Origin of the sequence: Arthrobacter sp. AK01 (genome assembly GCF_021109375.1) — a bacterium.
In the GTDB taxonomy this organism is placed as follows: Bacteria; Actinomycetota; Actinomycetes; order Actinomycetales; family Micrococcaceae; genus Arthrobacter.
This window is the reverse complement of record NZ_JAJOHP010000099.1, coordinates 1-13,320: the sequence shown is the minus strand read 5'-3', so window position 1 is coordinate 13,320 and position 13,320 is coordinate 1. Positions and strand designations below refer to the sequence as shown.

17 protein-coding genes are annotated in these 13,320 nt (G+C 62.1%); all 17 read right to left on the bottom strand.

Features of this window, described 5'->3' with window-relative positions:
* Nucleotides 1-120: 120 nt before the first annotated feature.
* Nucleotides 121-948: a type I methionyl aminopeptidase gene (gene map / locus LN996_RS21885; RefSeq protein WP_231343128.1), complete on the bottom strand. Its 828-nt coding sequence runs from the start codon at nucleotides 946-948 to the stop codon at nucleotides 121-123.
* Between the two features lie 32 nt (nucleotides 949-980).
* Entirely contained in the window at nucleotides 981-1,892 is a 912-nt protein-coding gene (locus tag LN996_RS21880) for an NAD(P)-dependent oxidoreductase (RefSeq protein ID WP_231343126.1), read from the bottom strand.
* Nucleotides 1,889-3,607: a class I adenylate-forming enzyme family protein gene (locus tag LN996_RS21875; RefSeq protein WP_231343124.1), complete on the bottom strand. Its 1,719-nt coding sequence runs from the start codon at nucleotides 3,605-3,607 to the stop codon at nucleotides 1,889-1,891. The genes LN996_RS21880 and LN996_RS21875 overlap by 4 nt, the downstream gene beginning before the upstream one ends.
* Nucleotides 3,600-4,784: a cytochrome P450 gene (locus LN996_RS21870; RefSeq protein WP_231343122.1), complete on the bottom strand. Its 1,185-nt coding sequence runs from the start codon at nucleotides 4,782-4,784 to the stop codon at nucleotides 3,600-3,602. The genes LN996_RS21875 and LN996_RS21870 overlap by 8 nt, the downstream gene beginning before the upstream one ends.
* Entirely contained in the window at nucleotides 4,781-5,560 is a 780-nt protein-coding gene (locus LN996_RS21865; protein WP_231343121.1) for a glycosyltransferase family 2 protein, read from the bottom strand. Before LN996_RS21865 ends, LN996_RS21870 begins: the two co-directional genes overlap by 4 nt.
* Before the next feature lie 29 nt (nucleotides 5,561-5,589).
* Nucleotides 5,590-6,633 carry a 3-oxoacyl-ACP synthase III family protein gene (locus tag LN996_RS21860; protein WP_231343120.1) on the bottom strand — a complete coding sequence of 348 codons (1,044 nt, stop codon included), beginning with the start codon at nucleotides 6,631-6,633 and terminating at the stop codon, nucleotides 5,590-5,592.
* Between the two features lie 111 nt (nucleotides 6,634-6,744).
* Complete coding sequence (locus LN996_RS21855) at nucleotides 6,745-7,314, bottom strand: adenylate kinase (protein ID WP_172324492.1); 570 nt, start codon at nucleotides 7,312-7,314, stop codon at nucleotides 6,745-6,747.
* A gap of 5 nt (nucleotides 7,315-7,319) precedes the next feature.
* Nucleotides 7,320-8,630, bottom strand: a complete 1,311-nt coding sequence (gene secY, locus LN996_RS21850; protein ID WP_231343114.1) for a preprotein translocase subunit SecY — start codon at nucleotides 8,628-8,630, stop codon at nucleotides 7,320-7,322.
* 185 nt (nucleotides 8,631-8,815) lie between these two features.
* The gene (gene rplO, locus LN996_RS21845) at nucleotides 8,816-9,298 is read right to left on the bottom strand and encodes a 50S ribosomal protein L15 (protein ID WP_159706976.1); all 483 of its coding nucleotides are present in this window, start codon (nucleotides 9,296-9,298) and stop codon (nucleotides 8,816-8,818) included.
* The gene (gene rpmD / locus LN996_RS21840) at nucleotides 9,298-9,504 is read right to left on the bottom strand and encodes a 50S ribosomal protein L30 (RefSeq protein ID WP_018776677.1); all 207 of its coding nucleotides are present in this window, start codon (nucleotides 9,502-9,504) and stop codon (nucleotides 9,298-9,300) included. Before rpmD ends, rplO begins: the two co-directional genes overlap by 1 nt.
* Before the next feature lie 2 nt (nucleotides 9,505-9,506).
* A complete protein-coding gene (gene rpsE / locus LN996_RS21835) occupies nucleotides 9,507-10,178 on the bottom strand; it encodes a 30S ribosomal protein S5 (protein WP_179128297.1) in 672 nt (223 codons plus the stop codon).
* 29 nt (nucleotides 10,179-10,207) lie between these two features.
* Complete coding sequence (gene rplR, locus LN996_RS21830; RefSeq protein WP_024817584.1) at nucleotides 10,208-10,591, bottom strand: 50S ribosomal protein L18; 384 nt, start codon at nucleotides 10,589-10,591, stop codon at nucleotides 10,208-10,210.
* 3 nt (nucleotides 10,592-10,594) lie between these two features.
* Nucleotides 10,595-11,131 (bottom strand): 50S ribosomal protein L6, encoded by a 537-nt coding sequence (rplF, locus tag LN996_RS21825; RefSeq protein WP_011775583.1) that lies wholly within the window; start codon nucleotides 11,129-11,131, stop codon nucleotides 10,595-10,597.
* Nucleotides 11,132-11,149: 18 nt separating this feature from the next.
* The gene (gene rpsH / locus LN996_RS21820) at nucleotides 11,150-11,548 is read right to left on the bottom strand and encodes a 30S ribosomal protein S8 (protein WP_011775584.1); all 399 of its coding nucleotides are present in this window, start codon (nucleotides 11,546-11,548) and stop codon (nucleotides 11,150-11,152) included.
* 78 nt (nucleotides 11,549-11,626) lie between these two features.
* Nucleotides 11,627-12,205 carry a 50S ribosomal protein L5 gene (gene rplE / locus LN996_RS21815; RefSeq protein ID WP_011775585.1) on the bottom strand — a complete coding sequence of 193 codons (579 nt, stop codon included), beginning with the start codon at nucleotides 12,203-12,205 and terminating at the stop codon, nucleotides 11,627-11,629.
* Nucleotides 12,205-12,567: a 50S ribosomal protein L24 gene (gene rplX / locus LN996_RS21810; protein WP_024817586.1), complete on the bottom strand. Its 363-nt coding sequence runs from the start codon at nucleotides 12,565-12,567 to the stop codon at nucleotides 12,205-12,207. Before rplX ends, rplE begins: the two co-directional genes overlap by 1 nt.
* A 3-nt stretch (nucleotides 12,568-12,570) precedes the next feature.
* A complete protein-coding gene (gene rplN, locus LN996_RS21805) occupies nucleotides 12,571-12,939 on the bottom strand; it encodes a 50S ribosomal protein L14 (protein ID WP_003803789.1) in 369 nt (122 codons plus the stop codon).
* Between the last annotated feature and the right edge of the window lie 381 nt (nucleotides 12,940-13,320).

Sequence of the window (13,320 nt, the reverse complement as noted above, 5' to 3'; positions counted from 1 at the left end):
CCCCCCCGACCTCAAAAACCACCCTGCCGGCCTCACCTCCTCCCTCGCGGTTTTGATCGTGTTTTTTTGCTCCCCCGCGGGGGGCCCCCCCCCCCCCCCCGCCCTCTTCCCATGCAGGTGTTACGGGACGGGAACAGGCACGACGCCGAGCGGCGCCAACTGCTCGGCGCCTCCATCCGGGGCGGACAGGACCCAGATGCCCTTCTCGTGCACAGCTACCGAGTGTTCCCACTGGCAGGAGCGCTTGCCGTCGGTGGTGACCACTGTCCAGTCGTCGTCGAGTGTCGCTGTCTCGATGCCGCCACGTACCAGCATGGGTTCGATGGCCAGGCACAGGCCGGGGCGGATCTTGGGACCACGGTGGCCGGTCCGGTAGTTCAGGACATCCGGTGCCATGTGCATTTCGGACCCAATACCGTGGCCCACGTAGTCTTCCAGGATGCCCAACGGCTTGCCCTGGACGGAGGACACATAGTCATCGATCGCGTTGCCGATGTCTCCGACGAATTTTCCCTTAGCCAACGCTGCGATTCCGCGCCACATGGCAGCCTCAGTCACATCGGAGAGGCGCTGGTCTTCGGGATCGGCCGTGCCGACGATGACGGTCCGGGCGGAGTCTGAATGCCAACCGTCAACGATGCAGCCTCCATCAATGGAAATGATGTCGCCATCGTTAAGGACTTTGCCCCCGGGGATCCCGTGGACAACTTCCTCGTTGACCGAGGTGCAGATGGTGGCGGGAAAGCCGTGATAGCCCAGGAAGTTCGACTTGGCTCCTGCATCGTTCAGGACTGCGGAGAAGACATCGTCCAAGTCTTTGGTGGTGACGCCCGGCTTGGCCGCCTCAACTGCAGCGTCGAGTGCACGGCTCAGGACAAGCCCGGCCTCCTGCATCTTGCGCATCTGCTCGTTGGTCTTGTATTCAATGCGGGGCTGACCGAACGCCATGTTCTCCTCTGGAAGTTTGCTGTTGGGACCCATCAGGTCCCGTGCTTGAACCATTTTCCCGCATCCGTGACTGTGGTCGAAATTGGCTCGATTCCCAACTCGTGGCGGAGGCGTTCCAAGCTGTAGGTTCTCTGCCGCCCGAGCTGGCTTACGGCATAGCGCGTGAGCCTCGGCGGCCGGCCCGTGGCTGCGGAAAGGGCCTCCGCAACGCCCGCCAACGCCATGGCTACCGGTTCGGGAAGGTAGGTAATCGGAACACCTGAATGACCGGACAGGTCGAGGACTTGGCGAAGTACTCCGCCGAGTTCAACAGGCTCGGCGTCCCCGACGTTCACGGCGCCCCGCACCCCTGACCGGCAGGCGGCCAGCACGGCCCGCGTCAGGTTATCCACGTGCGTCAATTGGTGCTTCACCTGGGGGTGTCCCACGCTCAGCAACCGGCCATGCCGAACATTGCCGATCAGGCGTGGCAACAGCGTCCGATCCCCTGGACCGTAGACACCGTGGGGGCGAAGTGCCACGGCGTTGCCATGTTTCCGGGCTTCGACGTCGGCGAGCGCCTTGCTGCGTCCATAAGCATTCAGGTGGCGTGTGGCTACCTCGTCCTCGCCCCTGTTCACGCATGACTCCCACCATGGATAGACGCTGGAACTTGAGATGTGAACCAAACGGGTTCCTGCGTAGGCCTCGGCCACGGCCCGTGTGCCCAGGACGTTGGCCCGGTGGAAGACGGCAGGGTCTCCCCAATCGGCAACGTGTGCTGCAGCGTGGACGATCGCGTCAACGCCGGGAACCGTCGCCGGCGGAAGTCCGGTCAGGTCCCAGTAGGTCAGCCCTTGCCCTTCGTGCCGCGCGAAACGGACGACTTCCCAGCCTTTGGCCTCGGCGGCCTTGGCCACGGCTCCACCGATGAATCCGGTGGCACCTGTGACCGCGATCCTCACGTCGCCGCCTCTTTTAGCAGGGGGCGGGAGGTGAACTCTTGCCGCAGCGCGGCCCGGTCCGGCTTCCTGTGGCGGCCACTTGACGGTATGGCATCGAGGACTTCAATGCGGTCAGGCAGTGCGGACTCGTCGATGAGCCTCGGGAGTTCCCTCGCAAGCCGGGCCTTCACGGCCGCGGCAGACGCACCTGCATCGGCCACCACCGCCAACCAGACTGTTTCGTCTCCGACCCCGTCCGGGACGCCCACCAGCACGGCTTGCCGTACTCCGGCAACTCCTGTGATGACAGGCTCATACAGCGCAGGATAGATATTCGTTTTACCCCGGATGATCATGTCCTTCTTGCGGCCAATCATCACCAGCCTCGCGGCTCCATCGCGGTGGTCCAACCGCACCAGGTCTCCGGTAGCGTGTTCCACCATCGGATCTTCGCCCAGATAGCCGTGGCACATGTTGGGTCCCCGCACCATGAGTTCGTGGTCTTCCGCTACTCGGAGTTCGACGCCGGGCAGCGGCTCCCCGAGGAAGTCGCCTTGGCCGCTGCCATCCGGTGCGGTCACGTGTGCCTCAGCTCCGGAGGCGAAAGCCAGCTTCTCCTGGCCATCTGCAATGGCGACCGGCAGCACTTCCGTCATCCCGTAGATCAGCTTGAAGTCGACGCCAGGCAACAGGTGCATGGCCCGCTTCAGGAAAGGTGCCAGGACCGGCGCGGCGCCAAGCATGACTGTCCTCAGGGTGCGCGGCAGCCTAACGGTACCGTCTTCCACCGCGTCCAGGATCGGCGCCAACTGCGACGGCACCAGGAAAAGGTGAGTGGCGCCGTCGTACGATGCCTGCTTGCCGGAGACCGGCCCCAACTCGCTTGCCAGCCGAAGCGGATCAATGTGGGCGGAGAGTCCGTACGAGGGCATGGTCCAGTGCGCACCGGCGATGAGGGCCGGCAGGCCCATCATGAGTTGCTCCGAATGGACCCTGTCCCCCTCGCCGAACGTGCAGCGCCGGGTCAGTTGTTCAAAACCGGCTGCAAGGGATCCCCGGGTGTGGACTACGCCCTTTGGCGCGCCCGTAGTACCCGATGTGAAGATGATGACAGCTTCCTGCCCCGCTGCGTTCCCTTCATGGGGGCAAAACTCTCCTCCGGTGGACTTCGCCGTCAACGCCTTCACCGGCCTTGCTCCCCAGGGCACACCCGGGAGCCACGGGCCCGAGTAGTAGTGGCGGACGTCCATGGCCCCGTAGTCCGGGAGCAACAATCCCCGCTTGCGTGCGAGGGGCCGCAACGGGCCCTTGGTGCTCAGTGCGTACAGCAGCGACTCGGATGCTGCCCACCGTGGTGACGCAAGCTCAGTCCGGTCCCGAAAGAGCGACGGTCCGATTCCGGGATCGATGAACACCACCGAACCGCCCGCGCGCACGGCCCCCAGAGCAAGGATGAAGGCAGCCGGACTGGGCCGGACAGAGAACAGCATTCGCTCACCGGAGCCGAACCCGTCTTCCTGGAGAGCCAGCGCTGTGGCTTCTATCCCTTCCACCAGCCCGCGGTAGGTGATGGTCCGCCCAGGCTTTACCGCTTCGCTGCCGCCGCGTCCTCTGAACCGGCTGGCTTTGCCCGGCGCGGTGATGGCAGGGTTGCCTGGAACCCGCTCCGCCACTGCATACACGGCCGCGATCAGGTCCGTTGTGAACGCACTTTGTTCCGTAGGGTGATCAAACATTGGCAAGCTCCAATTTCCTGTAGGCCGGAATTAGCACGCCCCTGCTGACACGACGCGCCGATATGGCCCAGGGTTGCTGGAGATACCTGTTCAGCAGTAGCTCAAGCGTCGCGTTGATCTCGGCCATCGCCAGCGGCATGCCGATACAGAAGTGCGGGCCTGCCCCGAACCACAGCTGGCGTGCCTGCGACGGCATGGCCTGGCCGGGGTCGAACCCACCGATACTTTTGGCTGCATGGACGGTGGACAACAGCACACGGTCTCCAGCCCGGACGGCCATCCCGCCGATGGTGCCCGCTTCCACGGCATCCCTCAGCATCATGGGCGATGGCACAGTGAACCGGAGGGCCTCGTTGATGGCGGCAGGAACGGTTGAGCGGTCGTTTGCCAGCTCCCCAATGTGCCCGCTGTCCGCAAGCAACGCAACCAAGCGCGGAACGAACGAGACCAACGTTTCAGTGCCCACCATCACGAACGCGCTGATGATCCCCATCGCTTCGTCTTCGGACATTCCCAGTTCCCGGAGCCTGCCGGGAAACGTTCCGGGGTCACTTTCGCGGTAGGCCGTCCTTGCCGGCCCGGACAGGATCCCGACGGCGGAGCGCCCCTTCTCGATCTGGCGCAGAGTCAGTGTGGGACGTCCCAGACGCACCAGGGAAGAGATGGAGGACGCAAGATTGAAAAGTTCTTTGTCGGGAAGCCTTCCCGGTGCATGCTCAGGAACCCCCAGCAGCCGGGAGATCACTCCTCCGGCCAGTCCCTTGACGCAGTCCACCAAGTCCACTGCACGCCCGGCATCCAGTTCCTGGGTGATTCGTGCGTCGAGGGCGGACGCGGCCGGTTCCACGATCCCTGTTACTGATCGCGGAGTGAACAGGTCGCCAAGCCGCTGCCGCAACTCCCTATGCTCTTCGCCGTCCATGTTGACCAACGCTTTGGGCCCCACTACTGGTGTCCAGAGGGCACCCGAACCCGAAGGGCCGTTCTTAACAAATCTCCGCTGGTCCATGAGCACCTCGCGTACCAGGCCGGCTTCGCTGACCAGCACCCCGAGCCCGGGCAAACGAAGCACCGGGCGCACACCGCCCAAGCCCCGAATGATGGGGTAAAGCACCGGGTGGGCGCCCAGGTGGATACGACGCTCCCATCGCTCAGCAGTGGTCGTGGCCTTGGTCACCGGATGTCCACGTGCTCGGGGCGGTAGCGATGGTCCGCGTACCATGCCAAGGTGTTCTTCAAACCCCAGGCCTTGACGCGGCGGGAGGACCCGTACACCACAACATCGCGCCGCAGGCCGTAGCTCCGCGTTAGTTTTCGGACCTGGTTGGACAGTGCACGGTCCTCATGGAGGTCTTCAATCCTTGAACGGGGGAACCCACCGGAGCGGTGGTACATGTCCGCGGTGATGGCCATGTTGCATCCCGGGAGCATCTGGTAAGGGCCCAGATAGCCCTCGCCTTTGTTGCCGGGACGAATGCGGCCGAAGAATGAGGCAACTTCCACGGCAACCAACATCAGCCGCCGCTCTCCGGCCGTGATCCCCTCATCCAGCCGGGGATTGAGCTGCCCCGCGATCAGTTCCAGCCCGTCGGCAAACGCCGCCATGATTCTGGCAGTCCAGTCCGGTGCAGCCAGGCAATCGGAGTCGGTGCGCGCCAACCAGTGCGCGCCGTGCGACACTCCAAAGCGCATGCCCGTATCCGCCGCGGCGCCAGTGCCCTTCTGCGCTTCGTGCCGCAGCCGGACGTCCATCCCGGGATGTTCCTGGGCAAACTCCTCCACGATCGCGCAGCTGCCGTCACTGGAACCGTTGTCCACCACCACTACCGTGAAATCACTTAGCTCCTGCGCTGCCAGGGAATCCAGGGTCTGCCGGACCAGCTTCTCCTCATTCAGCATCGGGACGGCGATACACAATGGCCGGGTGGGAGCGATGCTTGCCAATCGTGTCACCGCGGGCAGGGGTTCTGGCATCCCGGCCGTCACAGCCGCACCACTGCCATACCCAGGCTCACGCCACCAGCCAGGCCGACCAACGCCACGAGGTCGCCAGGGCCACCCCGTCCGCTGTCCATGGCCAGTTTCAGTTGCAGCGGCAGGCTGACCGAAGCCAGATTGCCAAAATCTTCTACGGAAGGGACCAGCAGCTCGTTCGGGACCCCCGCACGTGCTGCGAAGATCTCCCTGTAGGGAGCACTGACTTGGTGCACGCAGACCACGGCGAAGTCGGTCCATTTCAGGTCAAGCCGGGCCAGGGTCTGGTCAAGGACATCGCACCCAAGATCCAGGAAGGCGTCTTTGAGCTTTTCACCGTCCATGCTGAAGTAGCTGGCTTCCGGATCGCGTGGAAACGCAGAGCCACCGGCCGCGAGCGTCCCCACAGACCAATGGCTGCTCCGGGCCGTGAATGCCATGGACAGGATTCCGGCCGCTGCATCGACACCGGACTTCGGCGGGTCTGCCGCCTCAAGCAACACTGCAGCGCCGCCGTCGCTCATGGTGTACCCGGGAAAGCTCGACGCAAAAGTCTCGAAGTCCGGAACCCGCCACCGCACGGCCCTGGACGGCGATTCACCCGTGGCCACCAGTACCCGGGCGTAGCGCCCTGTGGCAATCAACGAGTCCGCCACTTCAACGCCGTTCAGGAAGCTGTTGCAAGCATTCTTGACGTCCATCACGGGGCACGAGAGGCCCAGCTTCGCCGCAACCATATGACCGGTGGCCGGCTCCACCATGTCTTGGCTGGCCGAGGCGAAGATCAGGAGGTCCACATCCGGCGCCTGCAGGCCACACTCGGCGAGGACCTTCGCGGCGGCATTGGCAGCAAGGTCGGACGCTTGTTCTGTATCCGCCATGACACTCCGGGACCGGATACCCGTCACGCGGCCGATGAGTCCCTTGGGAACGCGGAAGCCAGGACTACATTCGGCAATGCGGTGCTCGACGGCGGCAGTGTCCAGTCGCGCGGGCGGCAGGTAGACCTCAAGCCCGGCAATCCGGCTGTGTCCGTTCAAAGCTGTTTTCATGCGGTTCCCCCAACAGTCTGCCGCGAAACGAAAAAGGGTGTGTCCCGCACCAATGGTACGGGACACACCCCTTGGCTCCAGCGCCGGCGAACCGGCTATGTGGAGAACAAGCTAGACGGCCTTGGCCGACTCAATCGCCGTGAGGACACGATCGGTAACTTCATCGATACCGCCAATGCCATCAACCTGAGTGAGGATGCCACGCTCGGCGTACTTGGCAACAACCGCTTCGGTCTGCTCGTGGTAGAGGTCAAGACGGTGACGGATCACGGTCTCGTTGTCGTCCGAGCGGCCGGTTTCCTTGGCACGGCCAAGGAGACGGGTTACCAGTTCTTCGTCGTCGGCGGTCAACTGGAGCACGACGTCGAGCTCCTGCTGGCCTTCGGCGAGGATCTGGTCCAGGTAATCAACCTGCGCCGTGGTGCGCGGGTAGCCATCCAGGAGGAAGCCGTTCTCCACGTCGCTCTGGCTCAGGCGGTCCCGAACCATGTCGTTCGTGACGCTGTCCGGAACGAAGTCGCCCGCGTCCATGTACTTCTTGGCTTCAATGCCCAAGGGGGTTTCACCCTTGACGTTGGCACGGAAGATGTCGCCGGTGGAGATGGCGACTACGCCGAGGCGCTCGGAAATCCGCTCAGCCTGCGTACCCTTGCCCGAACCGGGAGGTCCAATGATCAGCATTCTCGTCATCGCAAAAGCCCTTCGTAGTGACGTTGTTGTAGCTGCGCATCAATCTGCTTGACGGTTTCCAGGCCGACACCCACCATGATCAGGATTGACGTGCCACCGAACGGGAAGTTCTGGTTGGCGTTGATCAGGACGAGTGCAACCAGCGGAATCAACGCCACGAAGCCCAGGTAAAGGGCTCCAGGCAGGGTGATCCTGGAAAGCACGTACTGCAGGTAGTCCGCGGTCGGTTTACCCGCCCGGATGCCCGGAATGAACCCGCCGTACTTCTTCATGTTGTCCGACACTTCTTCAGGGTTGAAGGTGATGGCCACGTAGAAGTACGTAAAGAACACGATCATGGCGAAGTAGAGCGCCATGTAGATGGGGTGGTCGCCACGGGTGAGGTTGTTGTTGATCCACTCAACCCATGGGGCCATGGCCTCCCCTGCGGCCGGCTGGTTGAACTGCGCAATCAGACCAGGCAGGTAGAGCATGGAGGATGCGAAGATGACGGGCACGACGCCGGCCATGTTCACCTTGATGGGGATGTAGGTGCTGGTTCCGCCTACCGTGCGGCGCCCGATCATACGCTTGGCGTATTGAACCGGAACGCGGCGCTGGGACTGCTCCACGAAAACCACAAGGGCCACGGTCAGCAAGCCGACAGCCAACACAGTGAAGAAGGTTCCGGGGCCCTTGGTTTCCCAAATGGAACCCAGGGAACCGGGGAAGCTGGCAGCAATGGAAGTGAAGATGAGGAGCGACATGCCGTTGCCAACACCCTTTTCCGTCACCAGCTCGCCCATCCACATGATGAGGCCGGTACCGGCCGTCAACGTGATGATGATGAGGATGGTGGCGATGATGCTCTCATCAGGAATGATGGGCAGGTTGCAGCCCGGAAGCAACTGGCCGGACCGGGCAAGCGACACCAGCGTGGTGGCGTTCAACAGGCCCAGGGCGATAGTGAGGTAACGGGTGTACTGCGTCAACTTTGACTGTCCCGAAGAACCCTCTTCGTAGAGCTGCTGGAACCGGGGAATGACCACCCGAAGCAACTGAACGATGATGCTCGCCGTGATGTAGGGCATGATGCCCAAGGCAAAGACTGATACCTGCAGCAACGCGCCGCCGCTGAACAAGTTCACCAGCTGGTAGATGCCCTGCGAGGTGTCACCGTTGTTCAAGCATTGCTGGACATTCTGGTAGTTCACACCAGGCGAGGGGATGAAAGCTCCCAAGCGGAAGATTGTGATGATTCCCAGCGTGAACAACAACTTGCGTCGCAAATCAGGCGTCCGAAACGCCCGGCCGAATGCGCTTAGCAAGCGTCCTCCTGAGTAGAAAGTACAAGGATGTGGATGGGCTCAATGAAACCCAACAACCGAGTCTAACTGCTTGTGACGCCGTCGTAATAATCGAGAGTCCACAATCACGCAAAAAATCCCGGTACACAGGGCCGAAGCCCCGCGTACCGGGATCTTTTCACAACGGGCATATGCCCCACTGGCTCTTAGAGAGCAGTGGTGCTTCCGCCTGCTGCAGCAATCTTCTCCGTAGCGCTGGCGGAGAATGCGTGGACCGTGACGTCAACCTTGACGGTGATGTCGCCGGTGCCCAGCACCTTGACGGGCTGGTTCTTGCGAACGGCACCCTTCTCAACCAGAGATTCAACGGTGACAGTGCCACCTTCCGGGAACAGCTCGTTGAGCTTCTCCAGGTTTACAACCTGGAACTCAACCCGGAACGGGTTCTTGAAGCCGCGCAGCTTCGGCAGGCGCATGTGCAGCGGCAGCTGGCCGCCGGCAAAGCCAGCCTTTACCTGGTAGCGGGCCTTCGTACCCTTGGTACCGCGACCAGCGGTCTTACCCTTGGAGCCTTCACCACGACCAACACGGGTCTTGGCGGTCTTGGCACCCGGGGCGGGACGCAGGTGGTGGACCTTCAGAGTGTTCTGCTTCTCAGCAGTCTCTGCGGCGGTCTTGTTCTCTGCCATTACTTCGCCTCCTCTACATTCACGAGGTGCGGAACCGTGTTCAGCATGCCAACGGTCACGGCGTCGGCGGTACGGACAACGGTGTGTCCGATGCGCTTCAGGCCGAGGGACCGAAGGGTGGCGATCTGGTTCTGCTTGGCGCCAATGACGCCCTTGATCTGGGTGATCTCCAACTTGGCGTCGGAGGGAGTCAGGTTCTTAGCCATGACTAAACACCTGCCTTCTGGTTCTGGAGCGCGCGCACCAGAGCAGCAGGAGCAACCTCGTCCAGCGGCAGGCCACGGCGGGCAGCCACGGAAGCGGGCTCTTCGAGCTGCTTCAGAGCGGCAACGGTCGCGTGAACGATGTTGATCGCGTTGGAAGAACCGAGCGACTTGGAGAGGATGTCGTGGATACCCACGCACTCCAATACCGCGCGGACCGGACCACCGGCGATAACACCGGTACCGGCGGAAGCCGGACGCAGCAGGACAACGCCTGCAGCAGCCTCACCCTGCACACGGTGCGGGATGGTGTTGCCAACGCGGGGAACGCGGAAGAAGGACTTCTTGGCCTCTTCAACGCCCTTTGCGATAGCAGCGGGAACTTCCTTGGCCTTGCCGTAGCCAACGCCGACCATACCGTTGCCGTCACCGACGACGACGAGAGCGGTGAAGCTGAAGCGACGACCACCCTTGACGACCTTGGCAACGCGGTTGATGGTGACAACGCGCTCTACGAACTGGCTCTTCTCGGCTTCACGACCGCCGTCGCGGCCACCACGGCCACCACGGTCGCCGCGGCCCTGGCCACGATCGCCGCGCTCGCCACGACGTCCGCCGCGGCGGTCATCGGTAGCGGGTGCGGTCTCAGTTGCTTCAGCAGCTACAGCTTCAGTCACCTGAACGTCCTTTTCGTTATTTTCAGCGGTCACAGAGCCAGCCCACCTTCGCGAGCACCGTCAGCGACGGCGGCGATGCGGCCGTGGTACTTGTTACCGCCACGGTCGAAGACAACAGCCTCGACGCCTGCAGCCTTGGCACGCTCGGCAACGAGCTCGCCAACGCGCTTGGCCTTGGCAGTCTTGTCTCCGTCGAATGCACGAAGGTCCGCTTCCAAAGTGGAAGCGAAAGCCACGGTTACACCCTTGCTGTCATCGACAACCTGGACGAACATGTGACGTGCAGAGCGGTTGACGACCATACGAGGACGTACAGCCGTACCAGTGATGCGCTTGCGGATACGAAGCTGGCGACGGCTGCGTGCAGCCGACTTGCTCTTGTTCGTACGCTTCTTGTTAATTGCGATGGCCATGGTTTACTTACCAGCCTTTCCGACCTTGCGGCGGATGACTTCGCCGGCGTAACGGACACCCTTGCCCTTGTAGGGGTCAGGCTTGCGCAGCTTGCGAATGTTGGCAGCAACCTCGCCGACCTGCTGCTTGTTGATACCCGCAACAGAGAGCTTGGTCGGACCCTCTACTACGAAGGTGATGCCTTCGGGTGCAGAGACGTTGACCGGGTGGCTGTAGCCCAGAGCGAACTCCAGGTCAGAACCCTTGGCCTGAACGCGGTAACCAGTACCAACGATTTCAAGCTTCTTCTCGTAGCCCTCGGTAACGCCCTGGATCATGTTGGCGATCAGGGTGCGGGTCAGGCCGTGCAGCGAACGCGAGTTGCGCTCGTCGTTCGGGCGGGTGACCGTGAGAGTGTTTTCTTCCTGGGTAACCTCGATCGGGCTGGCCACAGTGTGGCTCAGCTCGCCCTTGGCACCTTTGACGCTGATGACGGAGCCATCGAGCTTGACCTCAACTCCGGCAGGAACGGTGATGGGGAGACGTCCAATACGTGACATTATTCTCTTCCTTTCCCGTTACCAGACGTACGCGAGGACTTCGCCGCCCACGCCCTTCTTGCCGGCCTGCTTGTCAGTCAGGAGGCCGGAAGAGGTGGACAGGATTGCGATACCCAGGCCACCCAGCACGTGCGGCAGGTTGGTGGACTTCGCGTAAACGCGGAGGCCCGGCTTGGAGATGCGGCGGACGCCAGCGATGGAACGCTCGCGGTTCGGACCGAACTTCAGGTCGATGGTCAGCTTCTTGCCAACCTCGGCGTCTTCTTCCTTCCAGCCGGCAATGTAGCCTTCTGCCTTCAGGATGTCAGCAACGCGTGCCTTCAGTTTGCTGTACGGCATGGACACGGTGTCGTGGTATGCCGAGTTTGCATTGCGCAGACGCGTGAGCATGTCTGCGACAGGATCTGTCATAGTCATTTGGGCTATAGCCCTTCCTCGTACCGGTTTCCGCTGCGCGTGCTCTTAGGAGCCTGCGCGGACGGACCTGTCACGTAGTTAGTTTTCGGTCTTGAACGGGAAACCAAGCGCCTTGAGCAGCGCGCGGCCTTCGTCATCGGTCTTGGCGGTGGTGACGACCGTGATGTCCATACCGCGAACGCGGTCGATGGAATCCTGGTCGATTTCGTGGAACATAACCTGCTCGGTCAGACCGAAGGTGTAGTTACCGTTGCCGTCGAACTGCTTGCCGTTGAGGCCGCGGAAGTCGCGGATACGCGGCAGTGCCAGCGAAACCAAACGGTCCACGAATTCCCACATGCGGTCTCCACGCAGAGTTGCGTGTGCACCGATGGGCATGCCTTCGCGCAGTTTGAACTGTGCGATCGACTTGCGGGCCTTGGTTACCTGCGGCTTCTGGCCGGTGATCAGGGTGAGGTCGCGGACAGCGCCGTCGATCAGCTTGGAGTCCTTGGCGGCATCTCCAACACCCATGTTCACAACAACCTTCACCAGGCGGGGAACCTGGTTCACGTTCGCGTAGCTGAATTCGTCCTGCAGGGACTTCTTGATGGTCTCTGCATACTTGGTCTTCAGACGCGGAACGATCTTTACTGGAGTCTCGAGAGTCTCAGTCATTAGATGTCCTTCCCGGTGGCCTTGGACACGCGGATACGGACGGTCTTGGTAGCGCCATCCTTCTCAACGGTGTCGAGACGGAAACCAACACGGGTCGGCTTCTTGGTGGACGGGTCAACCAGAGCAACGTTGGATACGTGGATCGGGGCCTCAACGACCTCGATGCCACCGGTCTTGGTGCCGCGCTGCGACTGACCGACCTTGCTGTGCTTGGTGACGCGGTTGATTCCCTCTACCAGCACGCGGTTGGTGTCGGTGAATACGCGCAGGACCTTGCCCTGCTTGCCGCGGTCGCCGCCACGTTCCTGCTTGGCGCCGGTGATGACCTGAACGAGGTCACCCTTCTTGATTTTCTTAGCCATGGACTAAAGCACCTCCGGGGCCAGCGAAACGATCTTCATGAACTTCTTGTCGCGAAGTTCACGACCAACCGGGCCGAAGATACGGGTACCGCGGGGGTCACCGTCGTTCTTCAGGATCACAGCTGCGTTTTCGTCAAACTTGATATAGGAACCATCCGCACGGCGGCGTTCCTTCTTGGTACGAACGATGACAGCCTTGACGACGTCACCCTTCTTTACGTTTCCGCCGGGAATAGCGTCCTTGACGGTAGCGACGATCACGTCGCCAATGCCTGCGTAGCGACGACCAGATCCACCGAGAACGCGAATGGTAAGGATTTCCTTAGCACCCGTGTTGTCGGCGACCTTGAGTCGCGACTCCTGCTGAATCAATTTTTACTCCTTGCGTCGCGCCGGTTCTCAGACCGAAATCATGCATACGGAATGAGCCTTGCGGAACGGTTGATCGGGGTGTCTCTTGACCTGCCTGGATTTTGCCAGAACAGGCCTAAACGCCCGTGCCACAAGCATCAGCTTCCCTTGCAGAAAACTCTGCGCGGGGCAGTATGCAGCGGCACGATTGTTTACGAGGTAGTTGATGACGCACAAGTGGCGCCATACAAACTCAATATCCTAGCACGATTACGGCCTGAAACCGAACCGGCCGGAGAAGCGGGGGGGGGGGGGGGGGGGGGGGGGGGGGCGGGGGGGGGGGGGGGGCGCGACCCCCCGCGGCCGGGGGGGGGGCGGTTTGTGAGTTGGGGGTGGGGGGGA

What these genes read in the sequence shown, in the direction of transcription:
- map (WP_231343128.1), bottom strand. Translation starts at nt 948, where the DNA reads ATGGCGTTCGGTCAGCCCCGCATTGAATACAAGACCAACGAGCAGATG.
- LN996_RS21875 (WP_231343124.1), bottom strand. Translation starts at nt 3,607, where the DNA reads ATGTTTGATCACCCTACGGAACAAAGTGCGTTCACAACGGACCTGATC.
- LN996_RS21860 (WP_231343120.1), bottom strand. Translation starts at nt 6,633, where the DNA reads ATGAAAACAGCTTTGAACGGACACAGCCGGATTGCCGGGCTTGAGGTC.
- LN996_RS21855 (WP_172324492.1), bottom strand. Translation starts at nt 7,314, where the DNA reads ATGCTGATCATTGGACCTCCCGGTTCGGGCAAGGGTACGCAGGCTGAG.
- rplO (WP_159706976.1), bottom strand. Translation starts at nt 9,298, where the DNA reads ATGGCAGAGAACAAGACCGCCGCAGAGACTGCTGAGAAGCAGAACACT.
- rpmD (WP_018776677.1), bottom strand. Translation starts at nt 9,504, where the DNA reads ATGGCTAAGAACCTGACTCCCTCCGACGCCAAGTTGGAGATCACCCAG.
- rplR (WP_024817584.1), bottom strand. Translation starts at nt 10,591, where the DNA reads ATGGCCATCGCAATTAACAAGAAGCGTACGAACAAGAGCAAGTCGGCT.
- rplF (WP_011775583.1), bottom strand. Translation starts at nt 11,131, where the DNA reads ATGTCACGTATTGGACGTCTCCCCATCACCGTTCCTGCCGGAGTTGAG.
- rpsH (WP_011775584.1), bottom strand. Translation starts at nt 11,548, where the DNA reads ATGACTATGACAGATCCTGTCGCAGACATGCTCACGCGTCTGCGCAAT.
- rplE (WP_011775585.1), bottom strand. Translation starts at nt 12,205, where the DNA reads ATGACTGAGACTCTCGAGACTCCAGTAAAGATCGTTCCGCGTCTGAAG.
- rplX (WP_024817586.1), bottom strand. Translation starts at nt 12,567, where the DNA reads ATGGCTAAGAAAATCAAGAAGGGTGACCTCGTTCAGGTCATCACCGGC.